Genomic DNA, 19,664 nt, shown 5'->3' with positions numbered 1-19,664 from the left:
GCATATCCCTCATTTTTGATTTGTAAAAGATTGTAAAACCTTAATCCTGTGGGGCTTACGAGGTAAAAATAGGAATAAAAACATTTATTTTCAAAAGATAGTCAATAACTGTTTTTATTGCAGATATCAATAGTGAAAAAGTGTAGTCTAAATCGAGATGGGTTTTATTAAAAACTGTTTATAAATCAATGGGTTGTAAATTGTTGGAGCGGGAAACGTAACGCGTATCAACATAATAACCTCTTGATAATTTAAATGTTTCTCACTTTATCGCAGGATGCGATGTACAACATGATGTACAAAATAACTCATCTTGTCAAATAGTACCTTCCACCAAAATTATTCAAAGTATATGGCTGATATTCTGATTTTAATTTGGTTAAAAAGGTATTAGTTAACATCATTAATTTTGCTTTACAACAAGAATAAATTTTATTCTACTAAGCATATCTTTTTTTTAACAATTTACCACGTGATTAAGCAGCTTTGAAATTGAATATTCAATTGATGATTTTTGACAGAGTGAAGTGTTTTAATTCTAACAACCAGAAGGATTCGTTTAGTAATGGCAACTAAAACATTTGAAGATTATTTATTGGAATTACAAACTGATATGGTTGATATCACCCTTGAATATGCTTTTGACAAAGCAGATAAGATTTATATTTATTGTTCTTGCGAAAACAATACCTATTTCTTTAGTTTCTTTTATGAAATTAATGGTGTAACTGTTCATAAACATAAACTCACTGATCTTGATAGCAACACGTATGATGTATCAATCAATCGACAAAAAGGTGCCGTAAAAATTGGAGTAGAAGACTTACAAAAAATTCATCAATTATTTAACGAATACCAACGTGAAATGCCAACAGAAATGAAGCTTATTTATGATGTAACAAAGAATAGTTTAGCGGCTGATTATTCATATGAGCTAAAGCATTCAAATACAAAGAATTTAATAGCAATGGATATTTTTGACCAGTGGTTTGATGAGGTTGCAAAATAATGACTAGAACATTTGAAGATTATTTCTCTGAGCTACAAGCAGACATGGTTTCTATTGGTTTAGAATATATAAATAATAAAGCTGATTATATATATATCTATAGTGCTTGTGAAAATAATATGTTTTCTTTTGACCTATTTTATAAAATTAATGGTAAATTTTTGCGTATACATAAAGTAAATGATGCTGGCAATGGCGTTAACTATAATGTTTCCATGAACAGAATGATGAAAGTTTTAGAGATTGGTGTAGATGATTTAGAAAAAATCTACAATCTCTGTAAAAGCCATAATAGAGAAATGCCAACAGAAATGAAAATGGTATATAACGTTCAAACAGGTTCTTTTGAAGCAAAGTACTGTTATGACCTTCAATACAGTAATAAAGAGAATCTTATTTCTGATGATATTTTTGATCAATGGTTTGATGAGGTTGCAAACAATAATGACTAAAGTATTTGAAGATTATTTCTCAGAATTACAATCTGATATGGTTTCTCTCTCCTTGGAGTATGTAAACAAACAAGCTGACACGGTATATATTTACTGTGCTTTTGAGAACAATATGCTTTCTTTTGATGTCTTTTATGAGCTACAGGATGGAGTGTTTAGAAAACATAAACTAAATGATAGTAATAATGGATTCTCCTATAACGTTTCAATAGACAGACAAAGAGCATTAATAAAATATGGGATTGAAGATTTAAAATCCATCCTTGAATTATGTAAAAAACATAATAAAGAAATACCAACCGCAATGAAAATGGTTTATAACGTCCAGACAAGTGTTTTTGGAGCTCAGTATTATTATGACCTTCAATACAGTAATAAAGATAATCTGACTTCTGGTGATATTTTTAATCAATGGTTTGGAGAGGTGGCTCAACAGTGATGAAATATTTGTTACTCAAAAACACAAAATTAAATTGATATCTAAATCAAATCACCAAGTTTTTCTTACTGGATAGAACCAAAATAGATGAAGTATTGGTTTAGTCGGATGCACCGATAGTATGAGTCTTCATTATTTGAATTTTAACGACTTAATGGTATTCTTATTTTTTGTTCTTCTCTCTTTTGGTGTTTCAATACGACCCAAAAACATGAAATATATAAAAGCCACAGAGAAAATAGTAACAACTGTAATGAGTTGATTATCTAATATAGATAATAATTTAACCAGGAAATAAATATGGCGTTTTTTATAAATAAACCGTTTCGCCTTATTAGTATGTGTATGATTATTTCTTTAATAGGAGTAATGATTTTAAGTCCTGATTTACCTGCAAGAGCGGCTAGAGTGACTTTAGCTACTTCTTTAGGAATCCAACCTAATCAGGAATATTGGGTTAAGCCTGAAATAGACCCATATTTTAACCCTAGCTTCCCAATTAAATCACCTATTAGTGTTGAAGAAGTTGAACAATATGAAAGAATTCAGAGTTTCCAAATAAACGAAGATTATTTATATAAAACTTTTAATTCAATTCGTAGAAGTAGAACTCCTGTAGAGATGGATACAGAATTATTATCTTCATTAGAAAATGGGACTTTTTATTTTACTTTAATAGATAATAAACCTTATTTTTTATCTGTAAGAGAAGCCATTGAGCAGCCGTCCTATTATAAAGTAATCAAAGAAATGGGAAATATTATTGCATCTGTTAGAGTTGATCTAATGCTCTGGCAGGTCTCTGAAACCAAATATTGGCCTGATTCTACTAAAGAACATTATATTACTGGAACAATTTATAACGGGCAAAAACAAATAATTGAAATAACCTCAAGTGAATCAAATAAAGATGGACATTGTATTTATGGTATTACTAAAAATGCCAAAGGTGTTGAAATAAGAAGGACTATATGTGATGAAGCAACAGGGGATTATAGACAAACAATTTATCGTAATGATGAAGGTGTACAAACTAATCTTGTTACCTATTTAGATGATGGTCAGGTGAAAAATGAATATTTTTCTCAGGATGGGCGTATAGTCAAAACCACTAATGAACCTATATACCCTGATTATCTCATTATGGAAGAGACCTCAGACGGATCATAAGATATAGAGACAAGTAAACGAAATAATCAATGACATAATAGCCTATGCAATACAAAAGAGACATACGTTTTTGGCTTTTTTTCCAAGAGAAACGAAATAGCTATTGTTTAGTGCCGTTTGGTAAAATATTTAAAAATAGGCCAACCCCATCTTTTTTGGTGTATTCAATATTTTTGGTTTTGCTGCTTTGATTGACATATTAGTTAAAAGAGATAATTTTTTCTTATCTCAAGTTTAATGAAAATAAATACTTTTGGTTTTTGCTCCATATACCCATATAGAAGCTGATACAAAATTTAGCATAACAAATTGATATAAATTAAAAAAATAAGATTTCTTTTGGACTAGTTTTATTTTCCACATGGACTAAAAAAGGTGTGTTTTTATCATATACTGTATCAATATATTTATTTGCAGTAGATAAAAAAACAAGAGCCGTTTATGATCAAAAAATTAACCAATGTAACACTCAATCACAATACGATAGAAATTGATGGTATCGATAGCTTAGTTAGTGTTGAGGGTAGATGGTTAGAGGCGGCTCTTTTATTTGATGAACGTTATATTTTATTATTTCTCATCGAGGACTACCCATTTGAAGGTGAAGACGAGTTATTCATTTATCTGATAGATACTCAACAAAACTGTACTGTTGATCAAGCAAAAATATCTCGGATGTGTCGTTCAGGAATCTTCTCTGATTTAATCATTCATTCTAAAAACACGATTTCTTTTGAATTTATGGTAGAAGGGGGTTGGACTTTAGAATTATTTAAAACGCCTAAAAAAGAGATCCGTCATTTATTCTCTGGCACACTATCTTTAGTTGTCAAACGTCCTTTTTCGTTATCTCGATATTTTAATGTGATTCAAAATGTACAATAATGTTTCTTTAGACTTACCGTAATCGTTGTATCAATACAGCATAACTGAGTTTAATTTGATTGTTTTACTATTTTTCAAACCATACTGCATATAAGCTATTGTACAATCTTGATGTCATTAATCCTCTTCTTTACCTCATTGCTCCATGGAAGATCGCCCACGCCTAGAAATAGATTTAGAATTGCTCCAACAACAGCGTTGGCTACAAGAGCAAGAAGAGTTACAGCGTGTACAACAAAAACTACCAGAAGCCGCTGAAGACGTTCAACAACACTTAGATAAAAATCAGCTACTCAAAGACTTTACTCAGGAACAACAAAAACAATTAAGTGATGCCCTATCAGAAGAAGTGGCTAAAAAAAGTGGTCATGATGATATTGTTAAAATTGGGTATTCTAAAGATGGCACATATTTAGTGGCATTTGTTGGCAGAGATAAAACCGCTCATATTAATATCCAGCAAACCCTGACACAACAACAGCCTAAACAACAAGATATCTTAGAACGTCCTTTGCCTGACGATAAACGCTTAAATGAGATTAATAAGTCAATTTATCATCATCATATTCATGAAAAACTAGCCCCTTTTCCCAAACATGAACAGCAAGTATTAATGCAAGCGGTAGGTTTTAGTATTGATGACCATGCAGGTCACCCACCTAAAGTACATTATGTGGATATCAATAAGGAACAGATTCAACTCTTGGTAGGCTCACCTCATAAAAGCATTAAATTAGATACTCAGGCTCTTTTGGCACAATATCAGCCTAAAGAAGACATCAAACACGCTGTACCTGAGAAAGAGCCTGAACAAACCATAAGTACTTCAATTGCCAAAAGTGGTGATAGTGGCATGTCTATTGCCAAACAATTAGACCCCGACAATCCTGAGGCAGCTTTAGGGCATTTATACCGTTCAGGACAAATAAAAGATATTCAGCTTAAAGAAGCGCACCAGCATTTAGTCCCCAACATCAAACCAAATAAAGAATATAGCTATGACCCAAGTATTTACACACAGGAACAACTAAAAGAAAACGAATTACTTGCCAAACAACAAATGAGTAGCCAAACCAAAATCAATCAACAAATTGACACTATTCAAGCTCAAATTCAACAGCAACAAAGACAAAACCTTGAACAACAGAAAAGCAATGAGATATTAAGTAGTTTATTTAAACCACAAGAATCAATGGCACGTAATTCTTTTGAAGACCAACTCAAACACCGCGTATTGGTCAATCAATATCTACCGACTGAATATCATCAATCAACCAGTTATAGCGAGCGATTTGGGCAAGGTTTAGTCAATGGAATAAAAGGCTTTGTGGTTGAGCCTGTATTACAGGTCAGGGATATGTCTGTCGCAGGCGCTGCGGTGACTTATAACTATTTAGGTAATAAGCAAGGTGCCGATATGTGGTTACCTGAAATGAAAAGTGGTACTGCTGAGGCTTATAAGAATGGCACATCACAAACTGAATTATTGCTACAGAGTAACCCTATTACAGGCATTGGCGTGACCAGCTATCACGGCACAACAGCTTTGATGCAAGGTCGTTATGGAGATTTTGCTGAACTGGCTGGTGGTGTAACTGCTGGTTTAGCAATGGGTAAAGCAGCCACAAGATATGGTGGTTATGGTGTTACAGTAAAACCTGTTGTCTTGCCAACTGGTATGATGCGTTATCAAACAGGCGCATTAGGCTTTGAATTACGACCTGTATCCCCTCAGCTGGCAATCTCAAAACAAAACCTCAGTACCGTGACAGAAGTCAGCAAAAAAATCGCACAAGATAAGCAAACCTTTAGTAACTGGTCAGAACGTCATCAAGATGTACAATTATCGATTCATAAAGAAAAACAAATTTACAGTCAGTTTGCGGAACGAGCAAAAGAGCCTAGTCACTTTCAGCAGACTTTAGAAAGTTATCGTAAGCATCAACAGGATATTGATTTTAAACATATTGAGGCAGATGTTCGGATTTTTGAAAATGGTAGGGGAAAAGTACAAGGCGGGCATTTTACACGTTCGCCTGATTTGGTCATTACAGAGCTATTGGAGCCAGTCGGCAGTAATGGTACGATTAAGGCTAAAGTGGGTATGCGACAAGTGGATGGAGAGCCTTTTTACTTAAAAACCAATAATGGTGCTAAATCCACTTTAACACCTGCCGATTGGTCTGTTACTCGAAGTAAACTTGAGATGAGCCACGCTTTTGAGAATAAAAAGTTAATAGATGAAACAAAAGGTATCTGGCAAGGTAAATCAAGTGATGTAAAATTTATTTTCAATGAACCTATAGGTACTGTCAAACAATGGAGAGGTTACCCTAAATATGAGCCATAAATCTTTAGTATTTAAACTTTTCAAGTTTGAAGAGGGTGACTATATTCAACAGCTAGTTTTAAAAAGTGATAATGTAAAACTAGACAGGGCTATAGGCCTAACATTATTAGATTTTATAGTAGAACATTCAACAAGTGAAAAAGAAGATGCCTCTTTTGAGGAACTGTTACAAAAAGTAGAACACGGAGAATACCAGCCACAAGACCCACGTTTTGCTGATTGGGATATGAATGCGAAACAAATATGGCTTTGTCCTCCAGTTGCTTTGCCTGGGCATATGGCGATTACCAATGAATATACTGAATACTCTATTGATCCTGATAGCGGTGGTGAACCACAACAATTCACCTTTAATCAATACAGAACTGTTTTAAAATTCTGGCGTGAGTGTCAACAAATGGTTGAAGGTAAAGACTTATCAACAATGGAAGACTTTAGACGAGAAATGCCTTTCCCTGAAAAATAACCTTCATTTAAAGATCATTTTTACCGATCAATATAGAGATAATTGATCGCTCAAAACGATTTCACATTTTATGTTTAGTTATTGATAATGCTTAAGAAAATAATGATCTCCCTAAATAAAAATTGATTTAAGGATAAAGTATGTCAATACAAATTCCCCAAGGTTGTCTCGAATATCCTGACACGGAAGAACTCATTGAACAATGTCATGCTTTGATTGACGTGATTGATGGATCAGAGCATTCGCGCTCAAAAGAAGTACTGTTTACCTTATTAAAAGAAAAACTAACAATCTTACGTGATTGTTATCAGGTTGAAATTGGAAAAAAAGAATTCATCATGGTTTCTTCTCCCATTAATTGATAAATTAGCTAATCTACGTTTAGATTTGTATTTTTTAATACAAATCTAAACGTAGACGACAAGCAAAAGCGCGTCAGAAAAAATATTTTCATTCCACTGACGTGCGTAGTCTTCCATTAAGTGTACATCCCCCAAAAACTACTTGAAAGCCTGATTTTACCTCGTTATAATCACTTCACTTATAGCACTCGTTGAGTGCAAGCCCAGAGGCATCGTTCCTTTAATTGCCTGTTTCAAACTTCGGTTTGAATGGAACACATCCCAGAGGTACAGTTCCCCTTTAAGTATCTGGTCTAACTTTGAGTAGAAAGGGGCGAAAAAAGCATATTAGAGTTTCTGAAAGTGCTGTTCGGTTACCCATATCGAATGAAACCAGCCCAAAGTAACGAATTCTGCGAGTTACTGGTCTGTGTAAAACAGATTGAACTTATTTATATTAATTTGCGTTTGGCGCAACATATTTTAATCATCAGCTCAATGTGCATATTGAATACGTCTTCATATGCACCTGAGTCTATTTTCATTTTGCGACTGTATCCATCCAGTAATTTTTCTATTGGCATTATTGCGCCAAGATACTCTTATGCCTTTTGGCTGATTCAATCAAACATCACATTCATGTGGTGCACCATTTTTTATGTGCTCACTGGCACGAAGGCGTCACTTTAAAAGCGTAAAGCGAAAAAGTGACGCCGACAACTCATACCCTTTCAGGGCTTATTTCATTAATGTTTCCGTTCATTATGAGCGTGTGACACATCATTTTTCACTGATTTTTATCATTTTAAGGAGGACTGACGATACCAATGACAGGTTTTATAACCTGTGGGGATTCACCTGTGTAAACAGGCGGCTGTACTGAGTACATCACCGTGCCCCATATACCTCAACACTGATTCGCTTTGGTGCACAGGTATCGTTCAGGGAAAGGAATAAAACAGGATTTCTTTCCAATTAACACGCACCAGAGTTTTTTGTGTCACTAAACAGGAAAAGAAAAATGAAGTTAAAACCGATGATGTTTCAATTAGCCAAACAAGCCAGTGGTAGTTATAAAACGGTTCATGATCGTATTCGGATTGCCCAGTATTTTTGTGATTATTTGCAAAAGATGAATATCCAGATTAAGAGCATTGAACATTTAAAGAGTAAACATATTGAGGGTTATATTACCGACCGATTAGCACATGGTATAGGCAAACGAACCCTACAAAATGAAATGGCTGCTATTCGGGCTTTGCTCAGACAAGCTGGACGAGAAAAGCTCGCTGATTTAGAACGAATCAATAATCAAAACTTAGGTATTGGCCATGCCAGTCGTGCTGGCACAAAAGAAGCGATACCTAATGAATTGTTTCAACAGATTATGGAACAAGCCATAATGAAAGATAGAGGTTTGGCTGTCACTATGCAACTGGCCAGACAATTGGGGTTACGTTCAGAAGAAGCAGTACAAAGTATTCATTCTTTAAAAACATGGCAAAAAACACTGGAACAAGGTAAAACCCATGTCAATGTGGTGTTTGGTACTAAAGGTGGTCGAGCCAGAGATTCTCTAGTATTAAATCATGAAGAACTGCTGCAAACAGTTAATTTAGCTCTGAGTATTGCTAAAGAACAAAATGGCAAACTTATTAAGAAACCCAATCTTAAAACAGCCATGACTTATTGGCGTAATCAGACGAGGTTATTGGGTTTATCTGGAAAGTATGCTCCACATAGTCTGCGTTATGCTTGGGCACAGGAAGTGATGGTACATTATTTAGAACAAGGGTTAAGCATAAAAGAAGCTCAAGCGAAGGTTTCGATGGATTTGGGGCATGGGGATGGAAGGGGGAGGTATGTGAAAACGGTTTATAGATTAATATCAAATAAATGAAGTTCTGGATTAAATCAAAAATTATTGCCATTAATTTTAATTATTTCATGTAAATAAAAACTATATTTATTATGGATAAGGTATGAAGCTATTATATAATACTGTTAAATTTAAATTAAAAGTGGAATTACTGGAATGAAATCGGAACTGTATAGAACTAAATATGGAAAATTACTGGTTGGCGACTCAGTGAAAATTTCACAAAGTTATTTAAGAAAACATTATAAAAATAAATTTAACTTGATAATAACATCTCCCCCATTTCCATTGAATAACAAAAAACAATATGGCAATCTTCAGGGAAAAGAGTATTACAATTGGTTTATAAGTTTAGCTCCTATTTTTTCAGACTTACTCGCTGATGATGGTTCGTTAGTTATTGAAATAGGTAATGCTTGGGAACCAGAACGACCAGTTCAATCTTTATTACATCTCGAGTGTCTCTTTGGGCTCGTTAATCATCCTGATGCAGGTCTAAGATTGATACAAGAATTTATTTGTTATAACCCTTCTCGATTACCTTCCCCAGCACAATGGGTTACAGTTAATAGACTAAGAACTGTAGATAGCTATACACATGTTTGGTGGATGGCAAAAAGTGATTTTCCTAAAGCTGATAATTCAAAAGTTCTGAGACCATATTCAAAAAGTATGGAAAGACTGCTGCAAACACAAAAATTTAATTCTGGGAAAAGACCTTCTGAGCATAATATAAGCCCATCTGCTTTCACCAAGGACAATGGAGGCAGTATTGCCCATAATTTGTTTGAATTAGAAGATATAGACTCAAACCGTGAGGTTAGGCTTCCTCATAATGTTTTGAGTTTTTCTAACACCATATCTAATGATTATTATTTAAAAAAATGTAAACAATCAGGTATTACTCCTCATCCAGCAAGAATGAATAGTGGATTAATCAATTTCTTTACAGAATTTCTCACTGATGAAAATGATTTAATTTTAGATCCCTTTGCTGGAAGCAATACGACGGGATATTGCGCTGAAAAATATAAACGTCAGTGGATAGCAATAGAAGCAAATGAAAAATATGCTTCTGATTCCATTGTTCGTTTTGAAGATCCAGAACTGAATTCTAAGTTAAAAATAAATCGCAAGGATGGAATGTAAACATGATAACGCAAAAAATTAAAGGTATTGTAGATGTCGACATCTTTAAAGAAGGTCGGAATGAAGAGCTATTTGTTGGTCGACCATTTTATCTAGATTATGAAAATGCACAAATATTGGTTTCAGATGCATGGAAACATCGTGTTAAAGGCATACCGCAAGGTACTTTTCTTCTTGCTTTTTATGATGGTGAAGATGGGGTAGAAGAAGCTCTTCTTTTGCGAGCATTAACACCATCTAAACTACCTACTGATATGGAAGTAGTTAGCTCCATGATTGAGTATTATAAAGAAGGCTCTGATATTAGTGGAAGAGCTGGAAGTATTCAAACAAGTAAACTTGATGACTTTACTCGATATGAATTTAGTTTTTCTGGTCTCCAATGCCGAGTATTAGGGGCTTTTTATAAAATAGAAATTGATGTTGAACGGGATGGCGAACAGACTAAAGTTCAAAAAGTAGAATTCGGTGCAGATCTAGAAAATTTTTATGCTGCAAATAATTACAGTGTATACAAAGCAACTGATAATGTATTAAAAAAGATTGTAAACCAAAGAGATGGCGATATTATCGCTGGCAATGAAAATGAATTTAAGATTGGAACTGTTAGATATAGTTCAAGTAGACGTTTTCAGTCATCCATAGCGAATGTTGATGTATTCATAAGTCCTCAAGATTTTATCGGAAAGCGAACAGCTCTTTTTGGCATGACTCGAACTGGTAAATCAAATACAGTAAAGAAAATAATTGAAGCTACTGCTGAAATTTCAATGAAAGCTCCTGAGAAAAAATTATCTAAAACTTTTTCAAATCTACCTGCTTTTACAGTAATGGGAGCTCCACAATACCCAATTGGGCAAATTATATTTGATATCAACGGTGAATATGCAAACCCCAATCTTCAAGATGAAGGAACAGCGATTTTTGAATTATATTCGGATATTGTTGATAGATATTCAATCACTGACAAAACAGATTTAGGATTTAAAGTATTAAAAGTTAATTTTTATAATGATTTACAAACTGGGTTCAATTTAATAAAAACGGGATTACAAGATCAAAGTAGTACATACATTAAAAGTTTTTGCACTATTGACTTAAATGAACCTGAAGGATATCGCAAATCTACTTCTGATAAAACAAGTGATGAAAAACATGCAGCTATTGCATATGATAAAAAAATTGCTATTTATAAATGTTGTTTAAAAGAAGCTGGATTTTTACCTCCTCAAGATAGAACAACTGTTAAATTTTATGGGTGTGCAAAAACGATAAATAAAATTATTCCTGATGTAGCACCGCATAATGGTTTAACCTTAGATCAGGCAACTCAATGGTTCAAAGACATATTTGATGCAATAGCAAATGATGAACATAAACAAAAATTTGCTGATTACAAAAAAGAAAAAGAAAAAGATTTCTTTGATGAAGATATGTTAGCACTTTTAACTTTTTTGACCAGAAAACCTGGACCAGGTAAACAAGCTAGTTATAGTGGATTTCGATTATTACGTGAGTTTCAAAACTTACATACTGAATTATCGAATGTATCGTTTGAAGTTGAAATATTAAATGCCTTAAGAAAAGGGAAAATTATTATTATTGATTTAGCACAGGGAGAGGAAAATATCAGAAACCTCTATTCTGAAAAAATCGCACGTAAAATTTTTGAAGATTCAATGGACCGATTTACTAAGAATATTCCTAATAATTTTATTCAATTCTATTTTGAAGAAGCACATAACCTTTTTCCTAAGAAAGATGATAAAGATTTAAGTCAAATATACAATCGTTTAGCAAAAGAAGGGGCTAAACTTCATTTAGGTATGGCTTATGCCACTCAAGAAGTCAGCTCAATTAGTTCAAATATCCTAAAAAACACCCAAAATTGGTTTATTGCACACTTAAATAATGAAGATGAATTAAAAGAGTTAAGGAAATATTATGATTTTTCTGACTTTATGTCATCACTTTTAAAATTCAGTTCTGGTAATGATAAAGGCTTTGCAAGAATGAAGACCTATACAAATCCTTTTGTGGTTCCTGTTCAAATTGATAGATTCTTGGCCAATAGGAAAAAATAATTATGGGCACTACAAGCAGAGGGAATAAACCTAATGAATGGGCTGCAAAAATAAATCATACTCATATTATTAATGACCCATTTATAAAAAATTTTATTAGTAACTGTTTCTTGCCTAAAGATGTAGATGAAATAGATATAAAAAGCGAACAAATTTTTGAAAAGTTACTGCCAACTAATAATCCAATTCAGCACTTTTTAGCTGTAGATGGTGGTTATACAATAGTTGAGCCTAAAAAACAATTTCCTAGTGCTCAATTTGCTTTTTTTCAATTTGGGGCAATTCTTTTTGGTGTAGATGATGTAGAACGTTTATCAGAAAAACCTTTCATTTTTCCTGAAGATATGAAGAAACTTCATAACCTTCAACGCTTTAAGTTAGCATTACCAATAAAAAATATATTAAGCCATAATCAGGAATCACTAAAAAACTCTATAAGAAAAACACTCTATGATTTTTTTATGATAAGCAGAGATCATTCGACATTCATGGAAACACTAAAGTGGTTTATTTTCCAAGAATACAGTGATTCACCCAAAGATACTTATTCATTATCTAATGATCCAAATTTAGATATAAGTACTGGTACCGGCTCCTTTGAACTAAAAAAAGAGAAGATGAATGCTGACTATACGTTTGATTCACCAAATGGTAAAGTATATTTAACAGATGTGTTCCGATTACATGAAGCAGTCGATGAGGAACACGGTGCCGGAGGAATCCTTGGTTATTTAACGCGTTTAATTGAGCAACTAATAATAGTCCATTTCATTAAATATATATATGCATATCAAGCAACTCTTCTAAATAGCTTTTTATTTATTACTGATGGGCCATTAAGTTTTTCAGGGCAAACAGCTAATATGCATAAACCAATGAGAAATCTATGTAATTTCTTAAAGGAAAAACATAATCTATTTTTAGTTGGCTTGGAAAAAAGTGGTCCTTTTGTGGAACATGCTCAGCAAATTTCCCTAAACCCAAAGGGAGATCCTATTTTAAAAAATGGTGAATATTTTCTTTTGAGTAATAACTATACTTATAAATATATTACTCCAGGAGATCCGACTAAGATGCATTATGGGAGTACCTCATATTATGGAGGGAAAATTATTTTTCATTCTGATGATAATCAAATATTCGTCTTGACAGTACCAACTACAGATAAAGATTCAAATTTAGTACCCCATAAGAAAAATTATAAAAATTTAGAGGTGATTCTCCTTAATATACAAAAATTAAAATGTCATATGTATGATGATTCTATTATTCCAATTGCACTTGCAAATAAACTAGTATCTTTAGCAAATCATCCAAGTAAGGTGTTGTTAGATAAATTTGTAGCTGCAAGTTTAAAAAGTGATTAGAGTTAAAAGTGCATAATGTCTATTTTTACAAGAAATATCATTAATTTAAGATAATCTAAAATACAAGCTAGAACAGGGTATTTATAAATACCCTGTTCTAGCTTGTAATAACATTGAGATAGTTTGATAGTGTTAATAGTATATTTCAAATACTCAGGTTTTATAGACACTCTAAGCTTTGGATATATTGACTTCAGCTTTTCTGATATAGCAGCATTTAATGGCTCCTAGATATAACGAGAGAATTTAATCACTTTTATTGGCTACACCAAATGGAATATGCACAGATGGCAGTATTCTAGAGGGTTCTTCCAAATGAGATATTTGGTCATCAAAAAAGATATGCGGTCTCATGATTTCTAAGACTTTACTTTTTTCAATACCACCTAGAAAAAAAGCCTCATTAATCTCTATTCCCAAACCTCTTAAGGTGTGTATCGCTCTTTTATGTGAGGGAGCATTCCTAGCTGTAACAATAGCAGTTCTTAGCATCGGAATATAAGTTGAATCTGTTTCTATTTTTTTGCGCTCAAGTTCTTGTATATTTGCTAATCTACGAATAAAATTATTTAAAGGACCTGGATTATGAACAATATCTTCCTTAGTGGTTTCATTATCATGAAAAAGGCTTAAATCTCTGGTTTCTTTGTAAATTGTTTCCGCTTCATCGTCAATAATAACACCATCGAAGTCAAAAGCAATACGAAGTTCTTTATCATTGATATCATCTTTTATATTACCTTGCAATACTCTACCAGCAGGATAACCAGCGTTAACTGCTTGCTTGACATCTTGAATGTTGGCAGATAAAAATAATTCTATATCAAATGCAGGTATGTATTTAAGTGGGGATGATCCTTGTAGAAAAACAGCTCTTGTCATATTTAACTTATAATGCTCAATTGAATTCATTACGCGAAGACCTGTATCAGGGTCATTCCTTGATAAAAGAATAACTTCAACTGGCGGGTCTTTGGGGTTTAGAGCATTAAGAGATAGAATGCGCTGGATAAACGGGAATGCGACCCCTTTCTTTAAAGGGCTATTTTCATTATCTCTTTGAAATGTTCGATAAGCTATTTCTCCTTGTTCTCTGAATATATTATCAGACTCTTCTAAATCAAAAAGAGCACTTGATGCTAAGCCTATCACAAGTCTATTCGTTAAATCATAAGCCATATGATCCTCTATTTATTATTTATTCTATTGTATATAGTTTGAATTTGTTTAGGCGTGACTTCCATAATCTTAGCAATCGTATCGATATCAATACCTTTATCAAGAAGGGCTGTAGCCATTGCTAGCTCTAATTTTTCACGACGCTCTTTTTCTAGTTTAATTTTACTATTTGCAATCGCTAGTTTCTCCCTAGCAATCTTCTTCTCTTCCTTCCTAATCTGATCAACAACCTGATAAGTTGGGACAAATCTCAAGCTCAACTCCAACTCGTCCATTAAACCAGTCGATCTAAAGCTAGAATAGTAAATAGGTGAAATAATCAGATGGTCAACAAGCTCAATATTTAAAATGCGTCCAACCTGTATTAAACGGTCTGTGACTTCTTTATCTCCCTCAGAGGGCTCTAATCGTCCTGAAGGATGATTATGCACTGCAATCACACGAGAGGCGTTTTTCATGACTGCCACACGAAATACATTCATGGGTTCAATATCAACTGATTTATAAGTACCAAGTGCAATGAGTTCGATATAAAGGATGTAACCAGCCTGATTCATACCGATTATCCAGAAGTGTTCTTTTTCTATGTCTATTTTATCTTCACGCAATAGAATACGTTGCATAATGCCATAAACATCATCTGTACTTTCTATATAGCGTTTATCATTCTTAGCTAGTTTTATATCCATCGATTTTTTGACACTTTTATGGGGTTAATATCGGTTCAGCATAACAGTTTAGCTGTTAGGCTGACAAGTAACTTATTATATCTTGTCATGATTAAAAGGAAAAATAAAGGTAAGGGAATTGTGTTAAGGGAATGGGTTTTGCTTTGAAAGCTTAAAAGGACAATGGTCAGTTGTCCTTTTTATTTGTGTTTATACTGAATTTATTTTAGGTTTTATGTGGTTATTTGTTGTTTTACTCCTTCTTCTGTCCATCCATCCAATTTATCAGCCCAATCTTGCATCATCCCTCTACGCTGCTCTATATACTGAGCATGGTTATACGCTCGTCTGACTTGGTCTTTATCTGAATGAGACAATTGGGCTTCTATCCATTCTTTTTGGTAACCGAGCTCATTTAATGCAGTGGATAGGGTGGCTCTGAGTCCGTGTCCTGTTAATCGCTCATGATATCCCATACGTTTAATGGCTTGATTGAAGGTGTTCTCGCTACACGGAAGATTTGGGTCATATCGATGAACAATCAGGTATTTTGAACTGCTGTAACGATATAGGAGCATTTCTTTAACTATGTCTATTGCCTGACGGCTTAATGGCACAACGTAAGGCGGTACAGTATTGTTGATATTGCGTACTTGGCTTTTAAGTTGTTTAACCATATCGGCAGGGATGTTCCACAATCCTTTTTCTAAATCAAAGTGACTCGGCTCTGCATAGCGTAGTTCTCCTGAACGCACACCTGTCAGTAACAAGAGTTTAACACCCAGTTGTATGACTCTGCCTCCTTTGTAATGGTGTAATTCAGCTAAGAATGGCGGAAGCTCTGCCATGGTCAGAAAGGGGTTATGCTTTACTGGGTTTTGTGGCAATGCCAGTATGTCCATATCTGAGGCAGGGTTGTGTTGTACCACACCTTCGGCTAGGGCAAAACGAAAGATTTCATTGAGCCAACATCGGCATTTTTCAGCAATGGATAGCGCTCCTCTACCTTCTATTGAGCGTAAGACAGCCAGTATTTCTACTCGGGTGATATTTATCATAGGTAACTCACCCAATGCCGGTAACAGGTCTTTGCGTAAATAGCGTTCTATTTGAACCTGTGTACTTTGTCTCCTATTGGGATTCTTTGAACCCAGTTTTTTGAGTTTAAAGATTTTCCAGTGCTCAATATACTTGGCAAAGGTCAGGATGTTTTCGGATTGTTGGTTTTGTTTGTGTACTCTTGGGTCTATGCCTTTGGCAACTTGTGAGCGTGCCTCGTCTCTGTATTGACGTGCATCTTTTAGACTCAGTTCTGGATAGGTGCCAAAGGATATCCTGACAGCTTTACTATTAAAATTGTATCTAAAATGCCAACTCTTTGTGCCATTAGGCGCAATGTATAAAAATAAGCCATCTATATCTTTGAGTGAGTATGCGGTCTTTTTGGCTTTTGCTTGTCTGACTGCGGTATCGGTTAGTGCCATAATGCCCTCCTTGCTAATATGAGGGTATTAAACCGAATATTTTTCAAATTATCGGAATAAATGCGGATTTGCTCTTGTCTGATTTTAATTTGGAGGGGAAAAGGCAATTCGTTTGTACATTGGTATGGGGTGAATAGACTCTTGAATGTATAACCCGATGTATATAATAAGTACTCAAATAACTCACTCGAACTGAAAAAGTACTTATTTATGTACTTAAACAGGGCTGCTTGCCTTACTGGGTAAAGATTACATGTAGTGGTTTTTTGTGTTACTAGGGGCTGTAGGGGTGATGTACATTTTAAAAATACACACAAATAGCTACCTTGAAAAACAGGTGGTAAGCCTTTTGGGGTATAGTTTAGAGCCGATGTACAATTGGAAAACACCGATGTACAACTTAATGTACAAAATAGTTGTGAATGCCAGTGGAAGACTACGCACGTCAGTGGAATAGTATTTGATTGAAAGTCTTGTAAAATTAAGGCTTTAAGTGCCTTTGAAGTGCTCCAGATATGAAGAATTGGAGCGGGAAACGATCTTTGCGACAGTTAATCTAACCTAATGATTAAAAAAGAATTTTTTTATTTCTCTCAAAACAACTACTTAATTCTATACTTATTCTATTTTTCAGGCAATAAGCACTTAAAATATTTGTAGCCAATCTCGAAAGTATGTACTTCCAAATCACCACTATTGGCAAAGAACATATTTTTAGTTATGTTCTTTGCCAACACAGTTAACTAACGATTAATATGTTTTTCCATCTGAACAGTATAACGATTCCCCTGTACAGGCATATTAGTTAATAGGGTTTTTAGTGCGCTTAAATCCTCTTCTGTTAATACCACGGAAGTTCCACCAATATTTTCCTCAAGGCGATGAAGCTTGGTTGTCCCGGGGATAGGCGCAACCCATGGTTTTTGTGCCAGTAACCAAGCTATGGCTATTTGCGCAGATGTTACCCCTTTTTGCTTCGCTATTTCACCGATCAAACCGACTAATCTCAAATTAGCCTGACGGACATCTTCGCTAAAGCGCGGTAACACGTTTCGAATGTCTCCTTCATTAAATGTTGTACTGATGTCTATCTTTCCAGTTAACCAACCTTTACCCAATGGGCTAAAAGGCACAAATCCGATACCCAGTTCTTCTAAAGTAGGAATAATGGCGTCCTCTGGTTCACGAGTAAACATTGAATATTCGCTTTGTAATGCCGTCACGGGTTGGACTGCATGGGCACGACGAATAATTTCAACGCCAGCTTCAGATAAACCAAAATGTTTCACTTTACCTTCTTTAATTAAATCCTGAACTGCTCCAGCTACATCTTCAATCGGCACATTAGGGTCAACGCGATGTTGATAAAACAGATCAATACAATCAATATTCATTCTTTTCAAGGACTGTTCTGCCACAAAGCGGATACGTTTGGGGGAACTATCTAACCCCTCTGTGGATACACCATTTTTCCAGCCAAATTTAGTTGCAATAATTACTTTGTCTCGTATAGGCGATAGTGCCTCACCAACAAGAACTTCGTTGGCTTCTCCATAAGCTTCTGCTGAATCAAAAAAAGTAATGCCTCGATCAAAAGCATCCCGAATTAACTTGATTGCTGCGGGTTTTTCCATTGCAGGACCATAACCAAAAGTCATGCCCATACAGCCAAGCCCAATAGCGGAAACTTCCAAACCATTGTTTCCTAGTTTACGTTTTTGCATTATGACATCTTCCTTATTTAAGAGGTTACTCAGATGAAACAAAGTATAAACCCTCGCTATATATGAGTGAAGATAGTAAAATTAGAATACCATCATGACTGGAATTCATAAATGAACAATATCGATTTTAATAGCCTGTTTACTTTTATCATTGTGGCACGAGAACGTAATTTTACTCGTGCGGCAGCACAATTAGGTGTCTCACAATCGGCATTAAGTCACTCGATTCGCAGATTAGAAGAAAAATTAGGTGTGAGGCTACTAACCCGAACAACGCGTGGCGTTTCCACCACGGAAGTCGGTGAACGCTTATTTAGCAATCTTGGGCATCTTTATGGTGGGATTGAAGATGAGCTAAAAGTATTGAACGACCTCAAAGAAAAACCCGTTGGAACAATACGCATCACAGCTCACGATCACGCTATTAACACTATTTTGTGGCCAAAGCTCTCAAAATTATTACCTGAATACCCTGAATTAAATTTTGAACTATCGATTGCTTATGAATTTACGGATATTGTCGATAGCAGGTTTGACGCAGGTGTTCGGGCTGGTGATCAAATTGCTAAAGATATGATCGCTGTACGAATATCACCCGATTTTAAAATGGTTGTTGTAGGTTCTCCGGTTTATTTTTCTACCCGTGAAAAACCTAAAGTACCACAAGATCTGATGTCTCATAATTGCATTAATCTTCGTTTAGCCACTTATGGAGGGATTTATGCCTGGGAGTTTGAAAAGAAAGGGGAAAAATTAAATATTCAGGTCACAGGGCAAATGATTTTCAACACTTCCCCACAAGGGCTAACCGCAGCATTAGACGGCTATGGGCTTTGTTATGCCCCTGAAGATTTGGTTCAGGAATCGATTATCAAAGGAGATTTAATTCAAGTACTTGATGATTGGAGTCCAACATTCCCTGGATATCATCTTTATTACCCAAGTCGCAGACAATCATCAGCAGCATTTCAACTGATAGTAAACACACTTCGTTATACTAACCAAGTATAGAAACCAC

Annotated in this window: 17 protein-coding genes; 13 read left to right on the top strand and 4 right to left on the bottom strand. The window is 34.7% G+C overall.

All coding sequences use genetic code 11. The annotated features are described in order from the left end of the window. Window positions 1–565: 565 nt before the first annotated feature. From IPMB12_RS11150 to IPMB12_RS11095, 12 genes are all read left to right on the top strand, one after another. Window positions 566–1,009, top strand: a complete 444-nt coding sequence (locus IPMB12_RS11150) for a DUF600 domain-containing protein (protein WP_166917492.1) — start codon at window positions 566–568, stop codon at window positions 1,007–1,009. Then, window positions 1,009–1,461 (top strand): DUF600 domain-containing protein, encoded by a 453-nt coding sequence (locus IPMB12_RS11145; RefSeq protein ID WP_166917491.1) that lies wholly within the window; start codon window positions 1,009–1,011, stop codon window positions 1,459–1,461. The genes IPMB12_RS11150 and IPMB12_RS11145 overlap by 1 nt, the downstream gene beginning before the upstream one ends. Continuing rightward, the gene (locus tag IPMB12_RS11140; protein WP_166917490.1) at window positions 1,454–1,900 is read left to right on the top strand and encodes a DUF600 domain-containing protein; all 447 of its coding nucleotides are present in this window, start codon (window positions 1,454–1,456) and stop codon (window positions 1,898–1,900) included. Before IPMB12_RS11145 ends, IPMB12_RS11140 begins: the two co-directional genes overlap by 8 nt. Window positions 1,901–2,200: 300 nt before the next feature. Beyond that, complete coding sequence (locus IPMB12_RS11135; protein WP_166917489.1) at window positions 2,201–3,070, top strand: hypothetical protein; 870 nt, start codon at window positions 2,201–2,203, stop codon at window positions 3,068–3,070. Window positions 3,071–3,511: 441 nt separating this feature from the next. After that, window positions 3,512–3,955: a hypothetical protein gene (locus IPMB12_RS11130; RefSeq protein ID WP_166917488.1), complete on the top strand. Its 444-nt coding sequence runs from the start codon at window positions 3,512–3,514 to the stop codon at window positions 3,953–3,955. A gap of 181 nt (window positions 3,956–4,136) precedes the next feature. Continuing rightward, the gene (locus IPMB12_RS11125) at window positions 4,137–6,305 is read left to right on the top strand and encodes a hypothetical protein (protein WP_166917487.1); all 2,169 of its coding nucleotides are present in this window, start codon (window positions 4,137–4,139) and stop codon (window positions 6,303–6,305) included. Then, window positions 6,295–6,771: a hypothetical protein gene (locus IPMB12_RS11120; RefSeq protein WP_166917486.1), complete on the top strand. Its 477-nt coding sequence runs from the start codon at window positions 6,295–6,297 to the stop codon at window positions 6,769–6,771. The genes IPMB12_RS11125 and IPMB12_RS11120 overlap by 11 nt, the downstream gene beginning before the upstream one ends. 140 nt (window positions 6,772–6,911) lie before the next feature. Continuing rightward, on the top strand, window positions 6,912–7,133 hold the full coding sequence (locus tag IPMB12_RS11115; protein WP_166917485.1) for a hypothetical protein: 222 nt from the start codon (window positions 6,912–6,914) through the stop codon (window positions 7,131–7,133). A 1,000-nt stretch (window positions 7,134–8,133) separates the two neighbouring features. Beyond that, the gene (locus IPMB12_RS11110; RefSeq protein WP_208293500.1) at window positions 8,134–9,012 is read left to right on the top strand and encodes an integrase domain-containing protein; all 879 of its coding nucleotides are present in this window, start codon (window positions 8,134–8,136) and stop codon (window positions 9,010–9,012) included. A gap of 135 nt (window positions 9,013–9,147) precedes the next feature. Further along, complete coding sequence (locus tag IPMB12_RS11105; RefSeq protein WP_166917484.1) at window positions 9,148–10,140, top strand: DNA-methyltransferase; 993 nt, start codon at window positions 9,148–9,150, stop codon at window positions 10,138–10,140. Between the two features lie 2 nt (window positions 10,141–10,142). Beyond that, the gene (locus IPMB12_RS11100; protein ID WP_166917483.1) at window positions 10,143–12,224 is read left to right on the top strand and encodes an ATP-binding protein; all 2,082 of its coding nucleotides are present in this window, start codon (window positions 10,143–10,145) and stop codon (window positions 12,222–12,224) included. A gap of 2 nt (window positions 12,225–12,226) precedes the next feature. Then, window positions 12,227–13,591 (top strand): DNA double-strand break repair nuclease NurA, encoded by a 1,365-nt coding sequence (locus tag IPMB12_RS11095; RefSeq protein WP_166917482.1) that lies wholly within the window; start codon window positions 12,227–12,229, stop codon window positions 13,589–13,591. A 246-nt stretch (window positions 13,592–13,837) separates the two neighbouring features. Here IPMB12_RS11095 and IPMB12_RS11090 read toward each other — a convergent pair whose 3' ends face one another. From IPMB12_RS11090 to IPMB12_RS11075, 4 genes are all read right to left on the bottom strand, one after another. Then, a complete protein-coding gene (locus IPMB12_RS11090; RefSeq protein WP_166917481.1) occupies window positions 13,838–14,770 on the bottom strand; it encodes a 5'-nucleotidase in 933 nt (310 codons plus the stop codon). Between the two features lie 8 nt (window positions 14,771–14,778). Beyond that, window positions 14,779–15,459 carry a JAB domain-containing protein gene (locus IPMB12_RS11085; RefSeq protein WP_166917480.1) on the bottom strand — a complete coding sequence of 227 codons (681 nt, stop codon included), beginning with the start codon at window positions 15,457–15,459 and terminating at the stop codon, window positions 14,779–14,781. 212 nt (window positions 15,460–15,671) lie between these two features. Continuing rightward, on the bottom strand, window positions 15,672–16,922 hold the full coding sequence (locus tag IPMB12_RS11080; protein WP_166917479.1) for a tyrosine-type recombinase/integrase: 1,251 nt from the start codon (window positions 16,920–16,922) through the stop codon (window positions 15,672–15,674). A 743-nt stretch (window positions 16,923–17,665) separates the two neighbouring features. Beyond that, window positions 17,666–18,646 (bottom strand): aldo/keto reductase, encoded by a 981-nt coding sequence (locus tag IPMB12_RS11075; protein WP_166917478.1) that lies wholly within the window; start codon window positions 18,644–18,646, stop codon window positions 17,666–17,668. A gap of 111 nt (window positions 18,647–18,757) precedes the next feature. On the opposite strand from IPMB12_RS11075, the gene IPMB12_RS11070 reads away from it, so the two are divergent. After that, entirely contained in the window at window positions 18,758–19,657 is a 900-nt protein-coding gene (locus IPMB12_RS11070) for a LysR family transcriptional regulator (protein ID WP_166917477.1), read from the top strand. Window positions 19,658–19,664 lie beyond the last annotated feature (7 nt).

Origin of the sequence: Zophobihabitans entericus (genome assembly GCF_011745665.1) — a bacterium.
In the GTDB taxonomy this organism is placed as follows: Bacteria; Pseudomonadota; Gammaproteobacteria; order Enterobacterales; family Orbaceae; genus Zophobihabitans; species Zophobihabitans entericus.
Note: the sequence above shows the minus strand (reverse complement) of the source record. Positions and strands in the feature narration are given on the sequence as shown.

Bases quoted from the DNA above. Each gene is read 5' to 3' on its own strand.
- IPMB12_RS11095 (WP_166917482.1), top strand. From the start codon at position 12,227: ATGGGCACTACAAGCAGAGGGAATAAACCTAATGAATGGGCTGCAAAA.
- IPMB12_RS11070 (WP_166917477.1), top strand. From the start codon at position 18,758: ATGAACAATATCGATTTTAATAGCCTGTTTACTTTTATCATTGTGGCA.
- IPMB12_RS11075 (WP_166917478.1), bottom strand. From the start codon at position 18,646: ATGCAAAAACGTAAACTAGGAAACAATGGTTTGGAAGTTTCCGCTATT.
- IPMB12_RS11090 (WP_166917481.1), bottom strand. From the start codon at position 14,770: ATGGCTTATGATTTAACGAATAGACTTGTGATAGGCTTAGCATCAAGT.
- IPMB12_RS11105 (WP_166917484.1), top strand. From the start codon at position 9,148: ATGAAATCGGAACTGTATAGAACTAAATATGGAAAATTACTGGTTGGC.
- IPMB12_RS11085 (WP_166917480.1), bottom strand. From the start codon at position 15,459: ATGGATATAAAACTAGCTAAGAATGATAAACGCTATATAGAAAGTACA.
- IPMB12_RS11120 (WP_166917486.1), top strand. From the start codon at position 6,295: ATGAGCCATAAATCTTTAGTATTTAAACTTTTCAAGTTTGAAGAGGGT.
- IPMB12_RS11080 (WP_166917479.1), bottom strand. From the start codon at position 16,922: ATGGCACTAACCGATACCGCAGTCAGACAAGCAAAAGCCAAAAAGACC.
- IPMB12_RS11130 (WP_166917488.1), top strand. From the start codon at position 3,512: ATGATCAAAAAATTAACCAATGTAACACTCAATCACAATACGATAGAA.
- IPMB12_RS11135 (WP_166917489.1), top strand. From the start codon at position 2,201: ATGGCGTTTTTTATAAATAAACCGTTTCGCCTTATTAGTATGTGTATG.
- IPMB12_RS11140 (WP_166917490.1), top strand. From the start codon at position 1,454: ATGACTAAAGTATTTGAAGATTATTTCTCAGAATTACAATCTGATATG.
- IPMB12_RS11150 (WP_166917492.1), top strand. From the start codon at position 566: ATGGCAACTAAAACATTTGAAGATTATTTATTGGAATTACAAACTGAT.
- IPMB12_RS11115 (WP_166917485.1), top strand. From the start codon at position 6,912: ATGTCAATACAAATTCCCCAAGGTTGTCTCGAATATCCTGACACGGAA.
- IPMB12_RS11110 (WP_208293500.1), top strand. From the start codon at position 8,134: ATGAAGTTAAAACCGATGATGTTTCAATTAGCCAAACAAGCCAGTGGT.
- IPMB12_RS11100 (WP_166917483.1), top strand. From the start codon at position 10,143: ATGATAACGCAAAAAATTAAAGGTATTGTAGATGTCGACATCTTTAAA.
- IPMB12_RS11145 (WP_166917491.1), top strand. From the start codon at position 1,009: ATGACTAGAACATTTGAAGATTATTTCTCTGAGCTACAAGCAGACATG.